General features: G+C 43.2%; 11 protein-coding genes, 11 tRNA genes and 3 rRNA genes. 19 read left to right on the forward strand and 6 right to left on the reverse strand.

The genetic code is table 11. The features are described 5' to 3' along the window. Nucleotides 1-44: 44 nt before the first annotated feature. From KFE17_12960 to KFE17_13025, 14 genes are all read left to right on the forward strand, one after another. On the forward strand, nt 45-1,454 hold the full coding sequence (locus tag KFE17_12960) for a D-serine ammonia-lyase (GenBank protein ID QUO33716.1): 1,410 nt from the start codon (nt 45-47) through the stop codon (nt 1,452-1,454). A 294-nt stretch (nt 1,455-1,748) separates the two neighbouring features. Further along, nucleotides 1,749-1,837 (forward strand) — tRNA-Ser (locus KFE17_12965). 401 nt (nt 1,838-2,238) lie between these two features. Then, nucleotides 2,239-3,769 (forward strand): 16S ribosomal RNA (locus KFE17_12970). Between the two features lie 148 nt (nt 3,770-3,917). Then, a 5S ribosomal RNA gene (gene rrf / locus KFE17_12975) occupies nt 3,918-4,035 on the forward strand. Nucleotides 4,036-4,048: 13 nt separating this feature from the next. After that, nucleotides 4,049-4,122, forward strand: a tRNA-Ile gene (locus KFE17_12980). A 30-nt stretch (nt 4,123-4,152) separates the two neighbouring features. Next, nucleotides 4,153-4,225: transfer RNA gene (locus tag KFE17_12985), tRNA-Ala, on the forward strand. Nucleotides 4,226-4,427: 202 nt separating this feature from the next. Continuing rightward, nucleotides 4,428-7,313 (forward strand): 23S ribosomal RNA (locus KFE17_12990). The 16S, 23S and 5S rRNA genes sit together here with 10 tRNA genes alongside, the layout of an rRNA operon. A 72-nt stretch (nt 7,314-7,385) precedes the next feature. After that, nucleotides 7,386-7,459, forward strand: a tRNA-Asp gene (locus KFE17_12995). A gap of 30 nt (nt 7,460-7,489) precedes the next feature. Further along, nucleotides 7,490-7,562, forward strand: a tRNA-Val gene (locus tag KFE17_13000). Between the two features lie 39 nt (nt 7,563-7,601). Beyond that, a tRNA-Ile gene (locus KFE17_13005) sits at nt 7,602-7,675 on the forward strand. Nucleotides 7,676-7,693: 18 nt separating this feature from the next. After that, nucleotides 7,694-7,767 (forward strand) — tRNA-Asp (locus tag KFE17_13010). A gap of 32 nt (nt 7,768-7,799) precedes the next feature. Then, nucleotides 7,800-7,872 (forward strand) — tRNA-Val (locus tag KFE17_13015). 31 nt (nt 7,873-7,903) lie between these two features. After that, nucleotides 7,904-7,990: transfer RNA gene (locus KFE17_13020), tRNA-Leu, on the forward strand. Nucleotides 7,991-8,041: 51 nt separating this feature from the next. Further along, a tRNA-Leu gene (locus KFE17_13025) sits at nt 8,042-8,128 on the forward strand. An 89-nt stretch (nt 8,129-8,217) separates the two neighbouring features. On the opposite strand, the gene KFE17_13030 is transcribed toward KFE17_13025, so the two are convergent. Beyond that, nucleotides 8,218-9,039, reverse strand: coding sequence for a MerR family transcriptional regulator (locus KFE17_13030; protein QUO31735.1), 822 nt, complete (start codon nt 9,037-9,039; stop codon nt 8,218-8,220). A gap of 84 nt (nt 9,040-9,123) precedes the next feature. Between KFE17_13030 and KFE17_13035 the strand changes: the two genes are divergently transcribed. From KFE17_13035 to pepT, 4 genes are all read left to right on the forward strand, one after another. Further along, complete coding sequence (locus KFE17_13035; protein QUO31736.1) at nt 9,124-9,660, forward strand: GNAT family N-acetyltransferase; 537 nt, start codon at nt 9,124-9,126, stop codon at nt 9,658-9,660. Between the two features lie 14 nt (nt 9,661-9,674). Further along, nucleotides 9,675-11,420 carry an ABC transporter ATP-binding protein gene (locus KFE17_13040; GenBank protein ID QUO31737.1) on the forward strand — a complete coding sequence of 582 codons (1,746 nt, stop codon included), beginning with the start codon at nt 9,675-9,677 and terminating at the stop codon, nt 11,418-11,420. After that, nucleotides 11,401-13,140, forward strand: a complete 1,740-nt coding sequence (locus tag KFE17_13045) for an ABC transporter ATP-binding protein (protein QUO31738.1) — start codon at nt 11,401-11,403, stop codon at nt 13,138-13,140. The genes KFE17_13040 and KFE17_13045 overlap by 20 nt, the downstream gene beginning before the upstream one ends. 101 nt (nt 13,141-13,241) lie before the next feature. After that, nucleotides 13,242-14,459: a peptidase T gene (gene pepT, locus KFE17_13050; GenBank protein QUO31739.1), complete on the forward strand. Its 1,218-nt coding sequence runs from the start codon at nt 13,242-13,244 to the stop codon at nt 14,457-14,459. A 92-nt stretch (nt 14,460-14,551) separates the two neighbouring features. On the opposite strand, the gene KFE17_13055 is transcribed toward pepT, so the two are convergent. Continuing rightward, on the reverse strand, nt 14,552-15,493 hold the full coding sequence (locus tag KFE17_13055) for a LysR family transcriptional regulator (protein QUO31740.1): 942 nt from the start codon (nt 15,491-15,493) through the stop codon (nt 14,552-14,554). A gap of 187 nt (nt 15,494-15,680) precedes the next feature. Between KFE17_13055 and KFE17_13060 the strand changes: the two genes are divergently transcribed. After that, on the forward strand, nt 15,681-16,853 hold the full coding sequence (locus tag KFE17_13060; GenBank protein QUO31741.1) for an NAD-dependent malic enzyme: 1,173 nt from the start codon (nt 15,681-15,683) through the stop codon (nt 16,851-16,853). 152 nt (nt 16,854-17,005) lie between these two features. On the opposite strand, the gene KFE17_13065 is transcribed toward KFE17_13060, so the two are convergent. From KFE17_13065 to KFE17_13080, 4 genes are all read right to left on the reverse strand, one after another. After that, nucleotides 17,006-17,079 (reverse strand) — tRNA-Arg (locus KFE17_13065). Between the two features lie 249 nt (nt 17,080-17,328). Then, nucleotides 17,329-18,087 carry an amino acid ABC transporter ATP-binding protein gene (locus tag KFE17_13070; protein QUO31742.1) on the reverse strand — a complete coding sequence of 253 codons (759 nt, stop codon included), beginning with the start codon at nt 18,085-18,087 and terminating at the stop codon, nt 17,329-17,331. Nucleotides 18,088-18,098: 11 nt separating this feature from the next. Then, the gene (locus KFE17_13075; GenBank protein ID QUO31743.1) at nt 18,099-18,746 is read right to left on the reverse strand and encodes an amino acid ABC transporter permease; all 648 of its coding nucleotides are present in this window, start codon (nt 18,744-18,746) and stop codon (nt 18,099-18,101) included. 24 nt (nt 18,747-18,770) lie between these two features. After that, a complete protein-coding gene (locus KFE17_13080; GenBank protein ID QUO31744.1) occupies nt 18,771-19,607 on the reverse strand; it encodes an amino acid ABC transporter substrate-binding protein in 837 nt (278 codons plus the stop codon). Nucleotides 19,608-19,736: the final 129 nt, after the last annotated feature.

Genomic DNA, 19,736 nt, shown 5'->3' on the forward strand with positions numbered 1-19,736 from the left:
GTGAAGAATTTCAAACGTGGAAAATAGAATTTATGGTTGATCTTATGAAAGAATACGAGATTTTAGGACAGAGTGAGGAAATGAGAATGAATGAAGAAGCAATGCGCCAGGACATTGTAAAGCGTCTTATGGAAGGGAAGGAACTGGTTTGGATTAATCAAGAACTTATGCCGAAGAAAAATAAGATGGAGCAGGAAGAATTTCAAAAAGAAGAGGTAAAAATATCAGAAGCAACAGAACTTGGGGCAGCGGATATTCTGGATGCGGAAAAACGTCTGGAACGATTTGCGCCACTAATCGAATATTGTTTCCCGGAGACAGCTAAGCGAAATGGATTGATTGAATCGGAGTTGGTTGAAATCGCCGCAATGCAGAATGTTTGCAGAACTATGGGGCAACGAGAAGAACAAATGATCCCAGGCAGATTATTTTTAAAGAAAGACAGTCACTTACCGATAGCGGGATCCATTAAAGCCAGAGGAGGAATTTATGAAGTACTAAAACACACAGAGGAATTGGCAGAAAGCCATGGCATATTGCGCAGGGAAGAGAGTTACAGGAAATTGGCTGAACCGGAATTTCGAAAGTTTTTTGGACAGTATACGATTCAAGTTGGATCAACGGGGAATTTAGGACTCAGTATTGGCATTATTAGCGCTGCGCTGGGGTATCGTGTAATTGTACATATGTCTGCGGATGCAAAGCAGTGGAAAAAAGATCTGCTCCGTGAGCATGGAGTGGATGTCAGAGAATATGCAGATGATTATAGTGAAGCGGTTAAGAATGGCCGGGCGTGCTCGGATGCTGATCCAAAGAGCTATTTTATAGATGATGAGAATTCCAAAACACTATTTCTTGGATATGCAGTAGCCGCCGGCAGACTTGCAAAACAATTGGCTGAGCAGAAAGTTCAGGTAGACAGTACACACCCGCTGTTTGTGTATATTCCATGTGGAGTCGGAGGTGCTCCGGGCGGGATTGCATTTGGCTTAAAAGAAATATTTGGAGAAAATGTTCATTGTTTTTTTATTGAACCAACACAGGCTCCGTGTATGCTGCTTGGTATGGCGACCGGGCTGCAAAATAAAATAGCGGTAAAGGATATTGGACTTTCAGGCATGACTCATGCTGATGGGCTGGCTGTAGGAAGACCATCTGGTTTTGTGGGACAGGTAATGCAGTCGCGGCTCAGCGGTATTTTTACTGTACAAGATGCAGCATTGTATGAATATATGCGTAAAATGTTAGAGACGGAAAAGATATTTTTAGAACCAAGTGCCTGCGCAGGTTTTGAAGGTCCTGTAAAATTATTGCAGTATGGAGAAACAAGAGAGTATTTGGACTCGCACAAGCTTACGAAGCATTTGCAGGATGCGGTACATATTGTATGGGCTACCGGAGGAAGTTTGGTGCCGGAAGAGACACAGGAAATTTATCGGAATACATATTTATAATTGTATAAGTGGTTATATTTGGGGGATTTTATTATGTAAAGTAAAAAAGTGCCATAATTCCAATGTCTATATTGGGTATGGCACTTTTTTTAGTTGAAATAGATTGCTTCGAAAGCATGAAAAATCAAATTGAAAAATCTTAAGTGGAATTAGGACAAATTAAAGAAAGTCTGGCCAAAGAAAATTTGTGAAGAAAAAATTGTGAAGAAAAAATGAAAAAGATACTAGACATTAAAGAAGAAGTATGATATAGTAATTTCTGCTGTAACAGAATAAAGAAAATGTTTAGCGTTTGGAGAAATACCCAAGTGGCTGAAGGGGCTCCCCTGGAAAGGGAGTAGGTCGTTAATAGCGTCGCGAGGGTTCAAATCCCTCTTTCTCCGTTTACTATCATTATGTGAAATGATGTCGAAATAAGACGAGAAAAGTCTTGACAGAGTGGCAATTATAATGATAGAATATAATAGTTCACTGAGGAAACAATTTGTAAAAAATAAAAAAGTTGTTGACAAAGTCGAACAGATGTGATAATCTAAACGAGCTGTCGCAAAGACAACAAGAACTTGAAAAAATAAAATAAAAAAGTTCTTGACAAAGCAAAACAGTTATGATAAACTAGATGAGCTGTCAAACGACAGAGAACCTTGATAACTAAACAATAGACAACAACCCTGAAAATTTCTTTAAAGAGATTTCAGAACGAGTTGGACACAAAAGTCTAACGACCTAAAAACAGTAATTATGGATGAATTAGCTAGCAGTTGATTCGCCAAGAACAAACACTTTTAACGAGAGTTTGATCCTGGCTCAGGATGAACGCTGGCGGCGTGCTTAACACATGCAAGTCGAGCGAAGCGCTTTTGCGGATTTCTTCGGATTGAAGTGATTGCGACTGAGCGGCGGACGGGTGAGTAACGCGTGGGTAACCTGCCTCATACAGGGGGATAACAGTTAGAAATGACTGCTAATACCGCATAAGCGCACAGTACCGCATGGTACGGTGTGAAAAACTCCGGTGGTATGAGATGGACCCGCGTCTGATTAGGTAGTTGGTGGGGTAACGGCCTACCAAGCCAACGATCAGTAGCCGACCTGAGAGGGCGACCGGCCACATTGGGACTGAGACACGGCCCAAACTCCTACGGGAGGCAGCAGTGGGGAATATTGCACAATGGGGGAAACCCTGATGCAGCGACGCCGCGTGAAGGATGAAGTATTTCGGTATGTAAACTTCTATCAGCAGGGAAGAAAATGACGGTACCTGAGTAAGAAGCCCCGGCTAACTACGTGCCAGCAGCCGCGGTAATACGTAGGGGGCAAGCGTTATCCGGATTTACTGGGTGTAAAGGGAGCGTAGACGGAAGTGCAAGTCTGATGTGAAAACCCGAGGCTCAACCACGGGACTGCATTGGAAACTGTGCTTCTAGAGTGCCGGAGAGGTAAGCGGAATTCCTAGTGTAGCGGTGAAATGCGTAGATATTAGGAGGAACACCAGTGGCGAAGGCGGCTTACTGGACGGTAACTGACGTTGAGGCTCGAAAGCGTGGGGAGCAAACAGGATTAGATACCCTGGTAGTCCACGCCGTAAACGATGACTACTAGGTGTCGGGCAGCAAAGCTGTTCGGTGCCGCAGCTAACGCAATAAGTAGTCCACCTGGGGAGTACGTTCGCAAGAATGAAACTCAAAGGAATTGACGGGGACCCGCACAAGCGGTGGAGCATGTGGTTTAATTCGAAGCAACGCGAAGAACCTTACCTGCTCTTGACATCCCTCTGACCGGCAAGTAATGTTGCCTTTCCTTCGGGACAGAGGAGACAGGTGGTGCATGGTTGTCGTCAGCTCGTGTCGTGAGATGTTGGGTTAAGTCCCGCAACGAGCGCAACCCCTATCTTCAGTAGCCAGCGGTAAGGCCGGGCACTCTGGAGAGACTGCCAGGGATAACCTGGAGGAAGGTGGGGATGACGTCAAATCATCATGCCCCTTATGAGCAGGGCTACACACGTGCTACAATGGCGTAAACAAAGGGAAGCGAAAGGGTGACCTGGAGCAAATCTCAGAAATAACGTCTCAGTTCGGATTGTAGTCTGCAACTCGACTACATGAAGCTGGAATCGCTAGTAATCGCGAATCAGCATGTCGCGGTGAATACGTTCCCGGGTCTTGTACACACCGCCCGTCACACCATGGGAGTCAGTAACGCCCGAAGTCAGTGACCTAACCTTAGGGGAGGAGCTGCCGAAGGCGGGACGGATAACTGGGGTGAAGTCGTAACAAGGTAGCCGTATCGGAAGGTGCGGCTGGATCACCTCCTTTCTAAGGAAGAAGAAGTAAGAGCTGTTGTCTATTGTTGAGTTATTAAGGGAGTCTTCGGAGAAGGAGTGAAAGAAGAAGTTCTTCACACGGAGTGCGAAGAACAGCTTTCGTACTAAGCTCGAGAAGACCTCGCTAAGTACTCAATGCTTCTGGTGGCGATGCGCTTAGGGGAGACACCCGTTCCCATCCCGAACACGATGGTTAAGACCTAAGCGGCCGATGGTACTGCACTGGAGACGGTGTGGGAGAGTAGGTGGCCGCCAGATTATAAAAGAATATGGGCTTATAGCTCAGCCGGTTAGAGCGCACGCCTGATAAGCGTGAGGTCGGTGGTTCGAGTCCACTTAAGCCCATATCTATTGAAAAAAGAATAAACACTCTATGGGGGTATAGCTCAGTTGGGAGAGCGCCTGCCTTGCAAGCAGGAGGTCACGAGTTCGAATCTCGTTATCTCCACTGTGTCGGAAGACACACATAGAATGTACCTTGAAAACCGCATATAAGAAATAAATTGATGAAAATATCAAGACATCCGAGGTAATTGTTATTAGATAATAATTATTCGAAACACTGATTCAAATGAATCAAACCTAATTACCAACGCATGCAACGCTATGCATGTGTAGCTAATGTCCATTCCCGTGGACGAAGGCAAGTTGGTTATGCTAGAAAGAGCGCAGGGTGGATGCCTTGGCACTAAGAGCCGATGAAGGACGTGATAAGCTGCGAAAAGCTTCGGGGAGGAGCAAATATCCAACGATCCGGAGATATCCGAATGGGGAAACCTACTTGAGAAGCCCTCAAGTATCCATACGCCAATCCATAACGTATGGAGGGGAACCCGGTGAACTGAAACATCTAAGTAGCCGGAGGAAGAGAAAGAAACATCGATTTCCAAAGTAGCGGCGAGCGAAATGGAAAGAGCCCAAACCTGGATGCGTGCATCCGGGGGTTAGGACCGCAACAAGTGACTCGTATATTAGGAGAATGGTTTTGGGAAAGCCAGCCAGAGAGGGTGAAAGCCCCGTACCTGAAAATAGAAGAGAGCGAGCGGGATCCAGAGTACCACGAGACACGAGAAACCTTGTGGGAAGGAGCGGGGACCACCCCGTAAGGCTAAATACTACTTAGTGACCGATAGCGCATAGTACTGTGAAGGAAAGGTGAAAAGGACCCCGGGAGGGGAGTGAAAGAGAACCTGAAACCCTGTGTTTACAAGCTGTGGAACCATTATAAAGTGGAACCGCGTACTTTTTGTAGAACGGTCCGGCGAGTTACGTCGGCTGGCGAGGTTAAGGACTTTAGGTCCGGAGCCGAAGGGAAACCAAGTCTTAATAGGGCGCCAAGTCAGCCGGAGTAGACCCGAAACCGGGTGATCTATCCATGTCCAGGTTGAAGTTGCCGTAAAAGGCAATGGAGGACCGAACCCACATCCGTTGAAAAGGGTGGGGATGAGGTGTGGATAGGGGAGAAATTCCAATCGAACCCGGAGATAGCTGGTTCTCCTCGAAATAGCTTTAGGGCTAGCCTCGATAGAGTCACACGGAGGTAGAGCACTGAATTTCCTAGGGGGCGTCAAAGCTTACCGAAGAATATCAAACTCCGAATGCCGTAGTGATGCTTATCGGGAGTCAGACTACACGAGATAAGTTGGGTAGTCGAAAGGGAAAGAGCCCAGACCTGCAGCTAAGGTCCCAAAATGTGTGTTAAGTGGAAAAGGATGTGGGATTTCAAAGACAACCAGGATGTTGGCTTAGAAGCAGCCATACATTAAAAGAGTGCGTAATAGCTCACTGGTCGAGAGGTCCTGCGCCGAAAATGTCCGGGGCTGAAACACACTACCGAAGCTCAGGAATCCTATAAGGGATTGGTAGAGGAGCATTCTTAGGGCGGCGAAGCAGTACCGGAAGGAGCTGTGGAGCGTTAAGAAGAGAGAATGCCGGAATGAGTAGCGAGATGGAGGTGGGAATCCTCCAGGCCGAATATCTAAGGTTTCCAGAGTAAAGCTGATCTGCTCTGGGTAAGTCGGGACCTAAGGCGAGGGCGAAAGCCGTAGTCGATGGACAACAGGTTGAAATTCCTGTACTGCAGTATGACAGAACTGTGGGGACACGTGTGGAGAGCATAAGCCGGGAGTGGAAAGACCGGCGCAAGCGAGGTAGGTGTCACATAGGAAAATCCGTGTGATAAGCCGAAGACGTGATGCGGAGTGAACTATAAGTAACGAAGTATGTGAGCCATGCGTCAAGAAAAGCCGCTATTGTTTGTACTGTACCCGTACCGTAAACCGACACAGGTGGATGAGGAGAGAATCCTAAGGCCGACGGGAGAAGCATTGTTAAGGAACTCGGCAAAATGACTCCGTAACTTCGGGAGAAGGAGTGCCATGTAAAAGTGGCCGCAGAGAATTGGCCCAAGCAACTGTTTAGCAAAAACACAGGTCTATGCGAAACCGAAAGGTGAAGTATATGGGCTGACGCCTGCCCGGTGCTGGAAGGTTAAGGGGAGAGGTTAGCGCAAGCGAAGCTTTGAACTTAAGCCCCAGTAAACGGCGGCCGTAACTATAACGGTCCTAAGGTAGCGAAATTCCTTGTCGGGTAAGTTCCGACCCGCACGAAAGGCGTAATGATTTGGGCACTGTCTCAACAATGCACCCGGTGAAATTGAAATACCAGTGAAGATGCTGGTTACCTGCGCCAGGACGGAAAGACCCCATGGAGCTTTACTCCAGCTTGATACTGGGATTCGGTATTGCATGTACAGGATAGGTGGGAGACGGAGAAATGGTAACGCCAGTTGCCATGGAGTCGCTGTTGGGATACCACCCTTGCAGTACTGGATTTCTAACCAGCAGCCGTGACCCGGCTGGGGGACAATGTCAGGTGGGGAGTTTGACTGGGGCGGTCGCCTCCGAAAGGGTATCGGAGGCGCTCAAAGGTTCCCTCAGAATGGTTGGAAACCATTCGAAGAGTGCAAAGGCAGAAGGGAGCTTGACTGTGACACCGACGGGTGGAGCAGGTACGAAAGTAGGACTTAGTGATCCGGTGGTATAAAGTGGGATTGCCATCGCTCAACGGATAAAAGCTACCCTGGGGATAACAGGCTTATCACTCCCAAGAGTTCACATCGACGGAGTGGTTTGGCACCTCGATGTCGGCTCATCGCATCCTGGGGCTGAAGTAGGTCCCAAGGGTTGGGCTGTTCGCCCATTAAAGCGGTACGCGAGCTGGGTTCAGAACGTCGTGAGACAGTTCGGTCCCTATCCGGCGTGGGCGTAGGATATTTGAGAGGAGCTGCCCTTAGTACGAGAGGACCGGGGTGGACTGGCCGCTGGTGTATCTGTTGTATTACCAAATGCATAGCAGAGTAGCCAAGCCGGGACGGGATAAACGCTGAAGGCATCTAAGCGTGAAGCCCCCCTCAAGATGAGATATCCCAACGAAAGTTGTAAGACCCCTTGAAGACGACGAGGTAGATAGGACAGAGGTGGAAGTGTGGTAACACATGTAGCTGACTGTTACTAATCGGTCGAGGGCATAACCAAGTGAGGTAAAGGATAGGAAAGTGAACGAAGGATGAGATTTCTTGTATGTGGTTTTGAAGGTACATAAGACCTGGCCCGGTGGCTCAGTTGGTTAGAGCGCCGCCCTGTCACGGCGGAGGTCGTGGGTTCGAGTCCCATCCGGGTCGCTGCTGATTTATTCAGCTTATAAATAATATGGGATCATAGCTCAGCTGGGAGAGCATCTGCCTTACAAGCAGAGGGTCATAGGTTCGAGCCCTATTGGTCCCATTTATTTACATTAGACAGGATAGTGATTTTAGAAGATTTGGACCTTTAGCTCAGTTGGTTAGAGCAATCGGCTCATAACCGATCGGTCCTGGGTTCGAGTCCCCGAAGGTCCACTATACAAATTCATATCTGGCCCGGTGGCTCAGTTGGTTAGAGCGCCGCCCTGTCACGGCGGAGGTCGTGGGTTCGAGTCCCATCCGGGTCGTTGCTGATTCGTTCAGCTTTAAAATGTTATACGGGATCATAGCTCAGCTGGGAGAGCATCTGCCTTACAAGCAGAGGGTCATAGGTTCGAGCCCTATTGGTCCCATTTGCAGCAAATATTATTTGCTGCAGATAATGCCGCAGTGGCGGAACTGGCAGACGCACAGGACTTAAAATCCTGCGGGACTTATACTCCCGTACCGGTTCGATTCCGGTCTGCGGCATTTTTTCTATTATAGCAGAGTACCTGATAAATTAAATATTGTAAGATATATGCCGCAGTGGCGGAACTGGCAGACGCACAGGACTTAAAATCCTGCGAAACTTATACTTTCGTACCGGTTCGATTCCGGTCTGCGGCATTTATTATTAAAAGTATCGTCGAAAGAGGATACTTTTTTTGTTCTTTTACAAAAGACTTGCGCTATTCATGGATTCTTCCGGGAATCACTTATAGCGCTTTTTTCTTGCAAGGAATCGTAATCATTGTGATATAATCTTGGCGATTTCGTAAAGACATCTCGTTTAATCCTTCTTCATAGGCATATCCATATAATTCTAACTCATTTTCTGCTGCAAAATTGCAGATTTTATCGTAGACAGTGTGAAGACGATCCCAACTGCCAATGCAGTAGGTTCGCAAATATGTGCCTGCAGGTCTGAGAACATCGTAGATTTCTATATCTGTTCGTCCATAGGCGAAGAAGCAGTCATATTTGTGATATTGTCTGCGTAAAATCTGTTCTGCCGAAATGCGGCTTCCAAAATTATCATACAATCCAAAAATAGACTTTAAACGAAGAGAAAACTCACTGGCGACAATGAAATCATCATCATCATATGCTCCGGTAATAGGACTGCTGAGCAAAATACGTTGTTCAGGGAGTGAAATTACATTTATTTCATCTTCTTTTGCAGTAAGACTCAATGACAACTTGTTTGATTTTTCTTCTAAAAATGTTTTTATATTTAAAAGTTCCCGGATCGATCTATCAATGAAATCTTTTTTCTCAGCGATTAGTTCGGCAAAAGAGCTTCCGGAAGGACTTTGTTGGTAGTGTATAATTTCCTCTATAGACAATCCAATCTTTCGAAGTGTCATAATCAGCTCTAATTGTACCGTCTGGAAACAGGTATAGTATCGATATCCATTTTCTGCTTTTACTTCCGGAGAAAATAATCCAATCTCGTCATAATAATGTAAGGTACGTTTGTTAATCCCATTAAGTTTTGCAAACTGACCTGTTGTATATAAAAATTTTTTATTTTTCATTTTAATCACCCTTGACTTTACAGTTACTGTACACTTTATAATATCACAAGACAAAGGAGACTACAAGAAGATAGGAGTAGAGAGATGGAGTTTTTGAATGTAAATCAGAAGTCATGGAAAGAAGTTAGAGAAATCTATTTGGAAGCATTTCCAAAAGCAGAGAGAAAACCTTTTTTTACAATCCGTCATTCGGTGAAAAAAGGGAAAGAGCAGATATTAACAGCGATAGAAGACGGAATTTTGCTGGGATTTGTTATGGTAATTCCATACGAAAAACTGGTCATGGTAGATTATCTTGCTGTTTCAGGACGGATTCGAAGCCGGGGAACCGGAAGTAAAATTATGCAGGAAGTATGCAGACGCTTTTCAGGAAAGAAGATTGTTCTTTTGATAGAACAGTTGGATGATCATGCTGCAAATAAAGAACAGAGAATAGCCAGGAGAAAATTCTATCTCAAAAATGGTTTTACTTCTTCAAAGCTTTACATTACAGGGCATAGTGGAAATATGGAGATTATGAATTACGGTGGAATGGTTTCGCGAGAAGAATATATGAAACTTCAGAAATATGCACTAGGGAGCTTCATGTTTCAATTGTCGGGAATTAAATTGGCAGTTTAAGAAAGGAAGAGTATATGAAAACAATATTTTCAAAAGTCAAATTAAAAGGGCGGCAGATTTTACTATTGTCTATTTTGATTTTATTTGCAGCAATTGCAGAAATGATGCTGCCGTCTTTACTTGCACAAATGATTAACAGTGGAGTAACAGACAATTCTCAGAATATGATTTTGGTACTTGCGGTTATTATGGCGGGAGTTACTGCACTTGCAGGAGTTGTGAATTTTTTATCTGTAAAAATTGCATCCCGCATTTCAACAGATTTTTCAGCGAATCTCCGCGAACAGGTATTTGAAAAAGTTCAGAGTTTTTCAGCGGCAGAATTGGATCATTTCGGAACTGCAAGTCTTGTTACAAGAAGTACGTCAGATATCACGAATGTTCAGAATTTCCTTACGATGCTTTTACGGATTGGAATTCTTGCGCCGATGATGGCGATTGCCGGACTTGTCTTTTCAGCTGCGACTGGGGGAAAAGTCAGTTCTGTACTTAGTGTTGCAATTCCGGTATTATTGATCGGATGCGGCATTATCATTTTATTTGCATCACGGTATTCAATCAAATTGCGACAGAAGCTTGATAGAATTAATCAATTGTTTTTGGAGTCATTGGAAGGTGTCAGAGTTATCAGGGCATTCAATAAGCAAAAAACGGAAAGCTATCGATTTGGAGAAGCAAATAAGGATTATGCTGCTACTGCAATGCTGTCAGGAAGAATTACAAGTCTTCTTTTACCGGTGATTAATGTGATTTTCGGGGTAACAACAGCAGCGGTATTAGGTTTGGGAGCACATTATGTTGAGACAGGAGCTATGGAAGTTGGTTCTTTAGTGGCAAACAGTCAATATATCAGCATGGTACTTATGTCAGCAATGATGCTGGCGCTTGTTATTATGATGTTTCCTACAGCATATGCCTGTTCTAAGCGTATTGGAGAGGTGCTGGAAACAGAAACAAGTATCAAGGATGGTTCGTTTTCTATGAAAGACCGTCCGCTTCGCTCCACGGTAGAATTTCGCCATGTGACATTTGCCTATCCGGGAGCTGAGGAACCAATTTTAAAAGACATTAGCTTTGAAGCACATCCAGGAGAGATTACGGCAATTATAGGAGGAACAGGAAGAGGAAAATCGAGTATTTTGAAATTGGTTCCACGGCTGTATGATCCCCTATTTGGAGAAGTTCTTATTGACGGTGTGAATGTAAAAGAATATGCAGTAGATGAACTTCGTTCTTTAATTGGTTATGTTCCTCAAAAGAATGTTTTATTTTCAGGGGATATTGCTTCTAACCTGAACTTTGGCAAAAATCATGGAACAGAGCAGGAATGGATGACAGCAGCAAAAATTGCATGTGCAGAGGAATTTATTTTAAAAAAAGAAAACGGATATCATGAGGCAATTGCTCAGGGCGGAACAAATCTTTCCGGTGGACAGAGGCAGAGAATGGCGATTGCAAGAGCTGTTATGAAGGAGCCGGAAATCTACGTTTTTGATGATAGCTTTTCTGCATTGGATATGAAAACAGATCAAGTGCTTCGGAAAAATTTGAAAGCAGCGATGGGAAATGCAACAGTGATTATGGTTGCACAGAGAGTTAGCACGATTCTTGATGCAGACCGTATTTTAGTCGTTGATGATGGGATGATTGTTGGTCAGGGAACGCACAGAGAACTTTTAAATACATGTCCGCTTTATCGGGAGATTGCGGAAATCCAACTGGGAAAGGAGGCAGTTTCATATGAAAAAGCATACATTTAAGAGATTATTTGGGTATTTAAAATCCTATCGGCTTAGGCTGTTCTTTGTTTTGTTATTTGCTTCCGTCAGTACAATTTTTACTGTAATGGCGCCATTTGTAATCGGAAAAGTGACAACAACTTTATTTGAAAGTATTCGAGATGGTATATTTTACTGGGAAACAATCCTTTGGCTTCTTGCTGCGCTGGTAGGATTATATCTCATTTCACAATTTTTTGCATTTTTACAGGGATTTCACATGGCTAAGATTACAGCAAATGTTATGAGAGAGATTCGTAGTGATATCGACAGTAAAATGCACAGATTGAAATTAAATTACTATGATACACATACGCATGGTGATATCCTTAGTGTGATTACAAATGATGTAGATACGATTAATAATACTGTAAGTCAAAATCTTACATCAATTGTAACACAGATTATTACTGCGATAGGCATTTTACTTATGATGCTGACGATTAGTCCAAAACTGACGCTCATTCCCATGATTATGGTTCCGCTATCTTTGTTAAGTGCAGCCGGGGTTATGAAATCCGGCGGAAAACATTATGAAAGACAGCAGGAATTACTGGGGGAATTAAATGGATATATAGAGGAAATGTATAATGGTCAGCAAGTAGTTCAGGCATTTAGTTATCAAGAAAGAGCAAAAGAACAGTTTTATGCTCTGAATGAAAATTTGAAAAACAGTTCCTATAAGGCAGAGACAATTGCGGGGGCAGTCAGTCCGATTACAACTTTTGTAAATGATATGGGATATGTAATCTGTGCTGCGATTGGATGTCTGCGTGCCATAGGCGGTTTTATTACCGTAGGAAATGTACAGGCGATGCTTGAATATACAAGACGGTTTGCAGAACCATTTTCTTCACTGGCAGGAATGGCGGGAAGCTTTGGAGCAGCAAAGGCTGCCGGAGACAGAATTTTTGCACTATTGGATGCAGAAGAAGAGCTGCCGGAAGCAGAGAATGGAATCATTCCGGAAGATCGTTCCGGCAGTGTGACATTTGAAAATGTTCAGTTCGGCTATACGCCTGATCGGATGTTGATGAATGGAGTGAATCTAACTGTGAAACCGGGACAAAAGGTAGCAATTGTAGGACCGACGGGGGCAGGAAAGACAACTCTGATCAATCTTTTGATGAGATTTTATGAACTGAATGGTGGTGCGATTACAGTGGATGGCGTCAATATATGTGATATGCCAAGAGAAGAACTGAGAGACCGATTCGGTATGGTTTTACAAGATACATGGCTTTTTGAAGGAACAATTGCAGATAATCTTGGTTATGCAGAAGAACATATGGATAGAAGTAAAATTATCGCATCAGCGAAGTCAGCCTGTGCACATAGCTTTATAAAAACGCTCCCGGGTGGATACGATATGATGCTGTCAAAAGGAGCAGAAAATATTTCACAGGGAGAACGACAGCTTCTTACAATTGCAAGAGCAATTGCGTCAGATCCTGAAATTATGATTCTTGATGAAGCGACAAGTAATGTAGATACTCATACAGAAGTTCTGATTCAGCGAGCAATGGCAGAACTTATGAAGGGGCGTACTAGTTTTGTAATTGCACATCGGCTTTCGACAATTCGGGATGCGGATATGATTTTATACATGGAAGATGGAGATATTAAAGAAGTCGGAAATCATGATGAACTGATGGAAAAAGAGGGAAAATATGCAGCACTCTATAATAGTCAGTTTGCATAGTAAAAAATGAAAAATCACACTCCGGATGAAAGATTGACAGCATTTGTCAGGTGTGCTATAGTGCAAATTAGGCAAAAGAACTATAAGGGAGGAAAAGGAACATGAAGGCATATGAGAGAATGTTGAAATACATTGTTGTGCGCACACCAAGTGACGGAGAGAGTGGAACAACACCAAGTTCAGTATGTCAGTTTGACCTGGCAAAGATGCTCGTAGAAGAGTTAAAGGAATTGGGTGTGGAAAATGCTGCTGTGGATGAGCAGTGCTTTGTATACGGAATCATTCCGGCAACTCCGGGGTATGAAGAGAAAACAAAGATCGGATTTATTGCCCATATGGATACAGTATCGGATTTCTGTGATCATGAAATTAAACCGGTACTGACAGAAAACTATAATGGAGAAGATCTCGTACTCGGGGATAGCGGTCGTGTGCTCTCGGTAAAAGATTTTCCGCATCTTCCATCGCTGAAAGGAAGAACACTGATTACATCTGACGGAACAACTATTCTCGGTGTAGATGACAAGGCGGGAATTGCAGAGATTATGACTTTGATTGAACGTCTGAGAGATGAAGAAATTCCTCATGGTCAGATCAGTGTTGCATTTACACCGGATGAGGAAGTAGGAACAGGAGCTTCTCATTTTGATATTGAAAGATTTGGGGCAGAGTATGCATATACATTGGATGGAGATGGCGAAGGGGAAATCCAGTATGAGAACTTTAATGCCTGTGAAGCAACTTTTGAAGTAAATGGGTTTAATGTGCATCCAGGCGGCTCCAAAGATGTTATGATCAATGCAGTGCTTCTTGCGACACAGATTAATCAAATGCTTCCGGGATGCGAAACGCCTAGAGATACATCCGGTTATGAAGGATTTTATCATTTGTGCAGTTTGAGCGGTGATGTTGCCTATGCAAAGGCTCAGTATATTGTTCGCGATCATGATCTGAATTCTTTTGAAGCAAGAAAGAAGACACTGTGCCATATTGAAAAGATTATGAATGAAAAATGGGGCGAAGGAACTGTTAAATTAACAATCCGGGATGAATACCGCAATATGTCAAGTATCATTGCTGATTGTATGCATCTGATTGATAATGCAAGAGAAGCATGCAAAAATGCAAATGTGGCAGAAGATATTTCCCCGATCCGCGGAGGTACTGACGGAAGCCAGTTATCTTACAGAGGACTTCCATGTCCGAATCTCGGAACAGGCGGACACGGTTATCACGGACCTTACGAACATGCGACAGTAGAAGGTATGGATAAAGCAACAGATATGATTGTAGAGCTTGTGAAGATTTACGCGAGATAGATTCTAATTGTAAGAATAAGATCCGTGTAACATATAATGATAAGAAGAAAAGGGCGGCAGGAATGAAAACTGTCGCCTTTTCTATGTTAAATTTATACGGAATAATATTGCCGCATGAGCTGTATAAACAAATTAGCTGCATGAGAAATATAACAGTTTTTATTTGTGACGATGTTCATTTCCCGAACTGCCAGTAAAGAGTCTATTTTATAGAATAAAACACGTTCATCGGGTTTCTGGATGATTCGGTCGCTGATAAAGGTAGCGCCAAGTCCTGCTTCTGCAAGGGTATAGAGAGTGGACATCTGAGAAGCTTCCATGAAGATATCCGGTGTGATTTCGGCTTCTGCAAAGAGACTGTCTGTCCGCTTGCGAAGGTCATAGCGGGATTTGAGCAGAACGAAGGGCACATGCTCAAATGCAGAGAGGCAGATAGAGGGACAAGAAGCAGTGAGATGGCGGCGGCGAAGGACATCGTGTGCAGTCAGGGCGTGATCAGCAAGCTGTTCATTGACAGAAAAAGCGGAAGGGACTGCGAGTAAAATAGGATCCTGGAAGGAAAAATGATTTTTGTAAAATGGTTCTTCCAGGGGACGGCTGACAAAAGTCAGATCCAATTTACGGTCTTTTAACATTTCTTTTAATTCATATGAGTCAGTTTCAATAATTTCCAATGTGACATCCGGATATTGGCGATGATACTCTAACAGAATCGGAGGCAGGATGTAAGAAAGGAAGAAACTGGTGGCGCCGATTCGCACATGTCCTGTATTAAGTTTTGCAAGATCTTCGATTTTGCGGTGCAGTTCGTCTTCCAATTGGCGAATCTGACGGATTTTTTCAATATAAACTTCTCCGGCTGGTGTAAGCTTCAGCGGTTTTTGACTTCGATCAAAGAGAGGCATTCCGATCTTTTCTTCGGCTTTCTGAACGGCGATGCTAAGAGCCGGCTGCGTTAGATACAGAGCGCGGGCGGCTTTTGAGAAACTGCCTTTTTCATATACGGTATAGATATATTTTAATTCTTGTTCCATAATCTTCTCTCCAGTGATTTTTATTGATTTGTTATAACAAGTTATTTTGATAAATATTACTTTATAAAAAATATTAATGGTTATATTAATAATATATAATTGCATTTATAGCTGCAAGCCTTTATTATTAAAATAAGGAACAAAATATGATAATTTTGCGAAATAATATTTGAAAGGCGGAATTAAAATGGATTACGGAAAAGAATCTTTGAAAATGCATTATGATTTAAAAGGAAAGATTGAGATGGTGTCAAGAGCAGCAGTAGATTCAAAAGAAGCGCTGAGTCTTGCATATACACCTGGTGTTGCAACACCTTGTCTGGAAATTCAGAAAGATATCAATAAAAGCTTTGAACTGACAAGAAGATGGAATACCGTTGCAGTCGTGACAGACGGAACGGCAGTTCTCGGACTTGGGGATATTGGCCCGGAAGCCGGAATGCCGGTTATGGAAGGAAAATGTGTTCTTTTTAAAGAATTCGGCGGCGTAGATGCAATTCCGCTTTGTGTAAGAAGTAAAGATGTGGATGAAATTGTGAATGCGGTACGTCTTCTGGCAGGAAGTTTTGGTGGAGTAAACCTGGAAGATATTTCTGCACCGAGATGTTTTGAGATTGAGCAGAAATTAAAAGAATGCTGCGATATTCCGATTTTCCATGACGATCAGCATGGAACAGCGGTAATTACACTGGCAGGAGTGATCAATGCGCTGAAGCTTGTTGGAAAGAAATTGGAAGACGTGAAGATCGTTACATCAGGAGCCGGAGCAGCAGGAATTGCAATTATTAAACTGTTAATGGCGATGGGACTGAAAAATGTTATTATGACAGACCGGATGGGTGCTATCTATAAGGGACGTGAGAATCTGAATGCAATCAAAGCAGAGATGGCAGAGATTACGAATTTTAATCAGGAAAAAGGAACACTGGCAGAAGTAATCAAAGGCGCAGATGTATTTATCGGAGTTTCAGCACCGGGTACATTAACAGGAGATATGGTACGCACAATGGCAAAAGATCCGATTGTATTTGCATGTGCAAACCCAACACCGGAGATTTTCCCTGAGGAAGCGAAAGCAGCAGGTGCAGCAGTTGTTTCTACGGGACGATCTGATTTCCCGAATCAGGTAAACAATGTACTTTGTTTCCCGGGAATTTTCCGTGGTGCGCTTGATGTGAGAGCATCTGAGATTAATGATGAGATGAAGATCGCAGCGGCATATGCGATTGCAGGACTTGTTAGTGATGAAGAATTAAATGCAGATTATATCCTTCCAATGGCATTTGATAAGAGAGTAAAAGATGCCGTTGCAAAAGCAACAGCAGAGGCAGCAATCAAGAGCGGCGTGGCAAGAGTATAGAAGATTAGAAAAATATAGCAGGGTGCAGAGAGCATTAGAATGCTTTTTCTGCACCTGTTTTTTATGGATTAAAAATTCTATGCAGATATGTAATGGTGACAAATATATCGGAAAACAAAAAAGAAGTGTTACAATCGTAACACTTCTCTGTACGTGCGCTAGAGGATTCGAACCCCCGACCTTCTGGTCCGTAGCCAGACGCTCTATCCAGCTGAGCTAAGCACACATGGATGTTTGTTTTGTTGTGTCGCTCACAACACTGATAATTATATGGCATGATTGTGTATTTGTCAATACTTTTTTTGAAAAAATTTTATTCGGCGATTTTGCACTATTTTTAATCAGAATTTTTGTAGATTTTTCTGTTGTTGAATTGTGGGGAAATTCAATTCTGTTACTTACATCTGCGCTGTTGGGAGTGGAAAAGTCAGAGTGCTTCTCTGCAGACAGGCAGGCGCACTCTGAACAGTAAATATTATTCAGAGGAGCATTTTCCAAGAAATTCCTGTATCCTCGTGTTGTCGGAAGAAAAGACTTCTTGCGGAGTTCCTTCTAAAGCAATAAGACCTTGTTCCATAAAGATCATTTTGTCTGCAATTTTGCGGGCGAAATTCATTTCATGTGTGACAATGACCATTGTCATATGCTCTGCGGCAAGATCTTTGATGATTTTTAGAATTTCTTCGGTTAGTTCCGGATCCAGTGCAGAAGTCGGTTCATCAAAGAAAAGGATCTGAGGTTTTACAGCAAGGGCACGGGCAATGGATACACGCTGCTGTTGTCCGCCGGAGAGCTGATATGGATAAGCATCCGCTTTGTCTGCCAGACCCATTTTAGCAAGAAGTGTCCGGGCTTCCTGATACACTTCCTCTTTTGGACGGTGCTGCACCCGGATAGGGGCGTCAGTAATATTTCTCATAACAGAAAAATGTGGGAACAGATTAAAATTCTGGAAGACCAGGCCGAAGCAGGATTGGAGTTCTTTTAAGGTGTGTTTTGGCGGAAAAAGGAGTCTGTCCTGTTCCGTCCAAAATGCTTTTTGCCCCATATAGCATACTTCTCCTGAGGTAATGGATTCCAACATTGCAGCGCAGCGGAGTAATGTTGATTTTCCGGAGCCGGAAGGGCCGATAATTGCAACGATTTCACCTTTTGCAACAGAGAGTGATACATCCCGGAGTACGGGAATGCCTTCGAATTCTTTATTTATATGTTTCATTTCTAAAAGTTTCATTCCAGTACCTCCTAGCGATAATAGTTTAATCTTTTTTCGAATTGTTCCATACAAAAGGCAACCGTATAGTTAAAAATAAAATAAAAAATTCCCGCAATAAAGAATGGAAGGATAGTAGTCTGAGCGGCAGCGATTTGTTTTGCCACACCAAACATTTCAATGTAAGAAAGTGAATAGACAAGCGATGTATCTTTGACAAGAGTAATTACTTCGTTTGTGACAGAGGGAAGGACAACTTTCACTACCTGTGGCAAAATGATATGCAGGAATGTCTGTACTTTAGAATACCCGAGCAGAGCAGCTGCTTCATACTGACCTTTTGGGATGGCTTCCATTCCGGAACGGTAAATTTCAGCGAAATAGGCAGCATAGTTTAAGGAAAAACCGAGCAGGATTGCAGTTAGCTTATAGCCTCCGATATTCATTTGCCATAAGTAATAAGGCGCAAAATACCATACGAGAAGCTGTAACATCAGCGGAGTTCCTCGCATGATAGAAATATAGCTATTGATTATCCAGCGGACAGGTTTATGTCTGCTTACTTTTCCGAAATAGACAAACATTCCAAGAGGCAGAGAAAATAGCAGCGTGAAAAAGAAAATCAGGCACGTCTGTCCAAACCCGGCAGTCATTTGTTTTAAGATTGTATCAAAGCTCATAGAGATTCCTCCCAAAGAGAGATTTTATTTTAATGTTACCATATCTGTAATGTCATATTTTTCTGCTAATGCGGCAACAGTACCGTCTTCTGTCAATTGTTCTAAATCTGCATTTACGATATCGCATAATTCCTGATTGCCTTTTTTAAATCCAATCGCATATTGTTCCGTGTTGAGCGACTCGTCCAGGATTTTAAAGCCTTCTCCACGGGATTTTATCTGATAATTGGCAACACCGATATCAATAGCAAGGGCGTCAAGGGCGCCAGCCTGGAGTTCTGTAAAAGCAGTATTGTAATCAGCAAATTCATTCAGAGAACGAAAGGTATCAGCTAATGCCTTCTGACCGCCGTCTTCTTCGCTTTGCAGCAAACTGAGGGCTGCGCTTGCGGCCTGAACGCCTACAACCTTTCCGGAGAGATCTTCTAAAGAAGTGATTCCGGAAGCTTCGGAAACAACGATGACTTGACTGTTGTCAACATATGGAATGGAAAAGGTATAATCATCTTCCCGACCGTTCATTGTAAAACCGTTCCAAATGCAGTCGATAGAACCAGAGTCCAGTTCCATATCTTTGGAATCCCAGCTGATTGGTTTTTTTACCAGTTCCCACCCTTCCAGCTTACAGACTGCTTCTGCTAATTCTAAGTCAAAACCGGTGTATTCGCCATTATCATCCAGATATCCATATGGCGGATACTCTGCATCAAAGCCAACAGTAAAAGTCTGTTGTGAGTCAGCAGCTTTTGATTCAGGAGATGCAGAATTTTCCTTTGGTGCAGAACCGGAGGCGCTGCATCCGATCAGCAGTGAAGCAGTTAGTATAGTTCCGGTCAGTGTAACGAAAAGTTTCTTTTTCATAAATAAATCCTCCTTTAAATGCGTTAGTGTATTAGCGATTGACTACTTTACTGTGATAAATTAATAAAGATATTACCATAAATAAAAAAAGTTGTCAATGTAATTGAAAAAAAGAATTATGAGTAAAAT

Origin of the sequence: Faecalicatena sp. Marseille-Q4148 (assembly GCA_018228665.1) — a bacterium.
In the GTDB taxonomy this organism is placed as follows: Bacteria; Bacillota; Clostridia; order Lachnospirales; family Lachnospiraceae; genus UBA9414.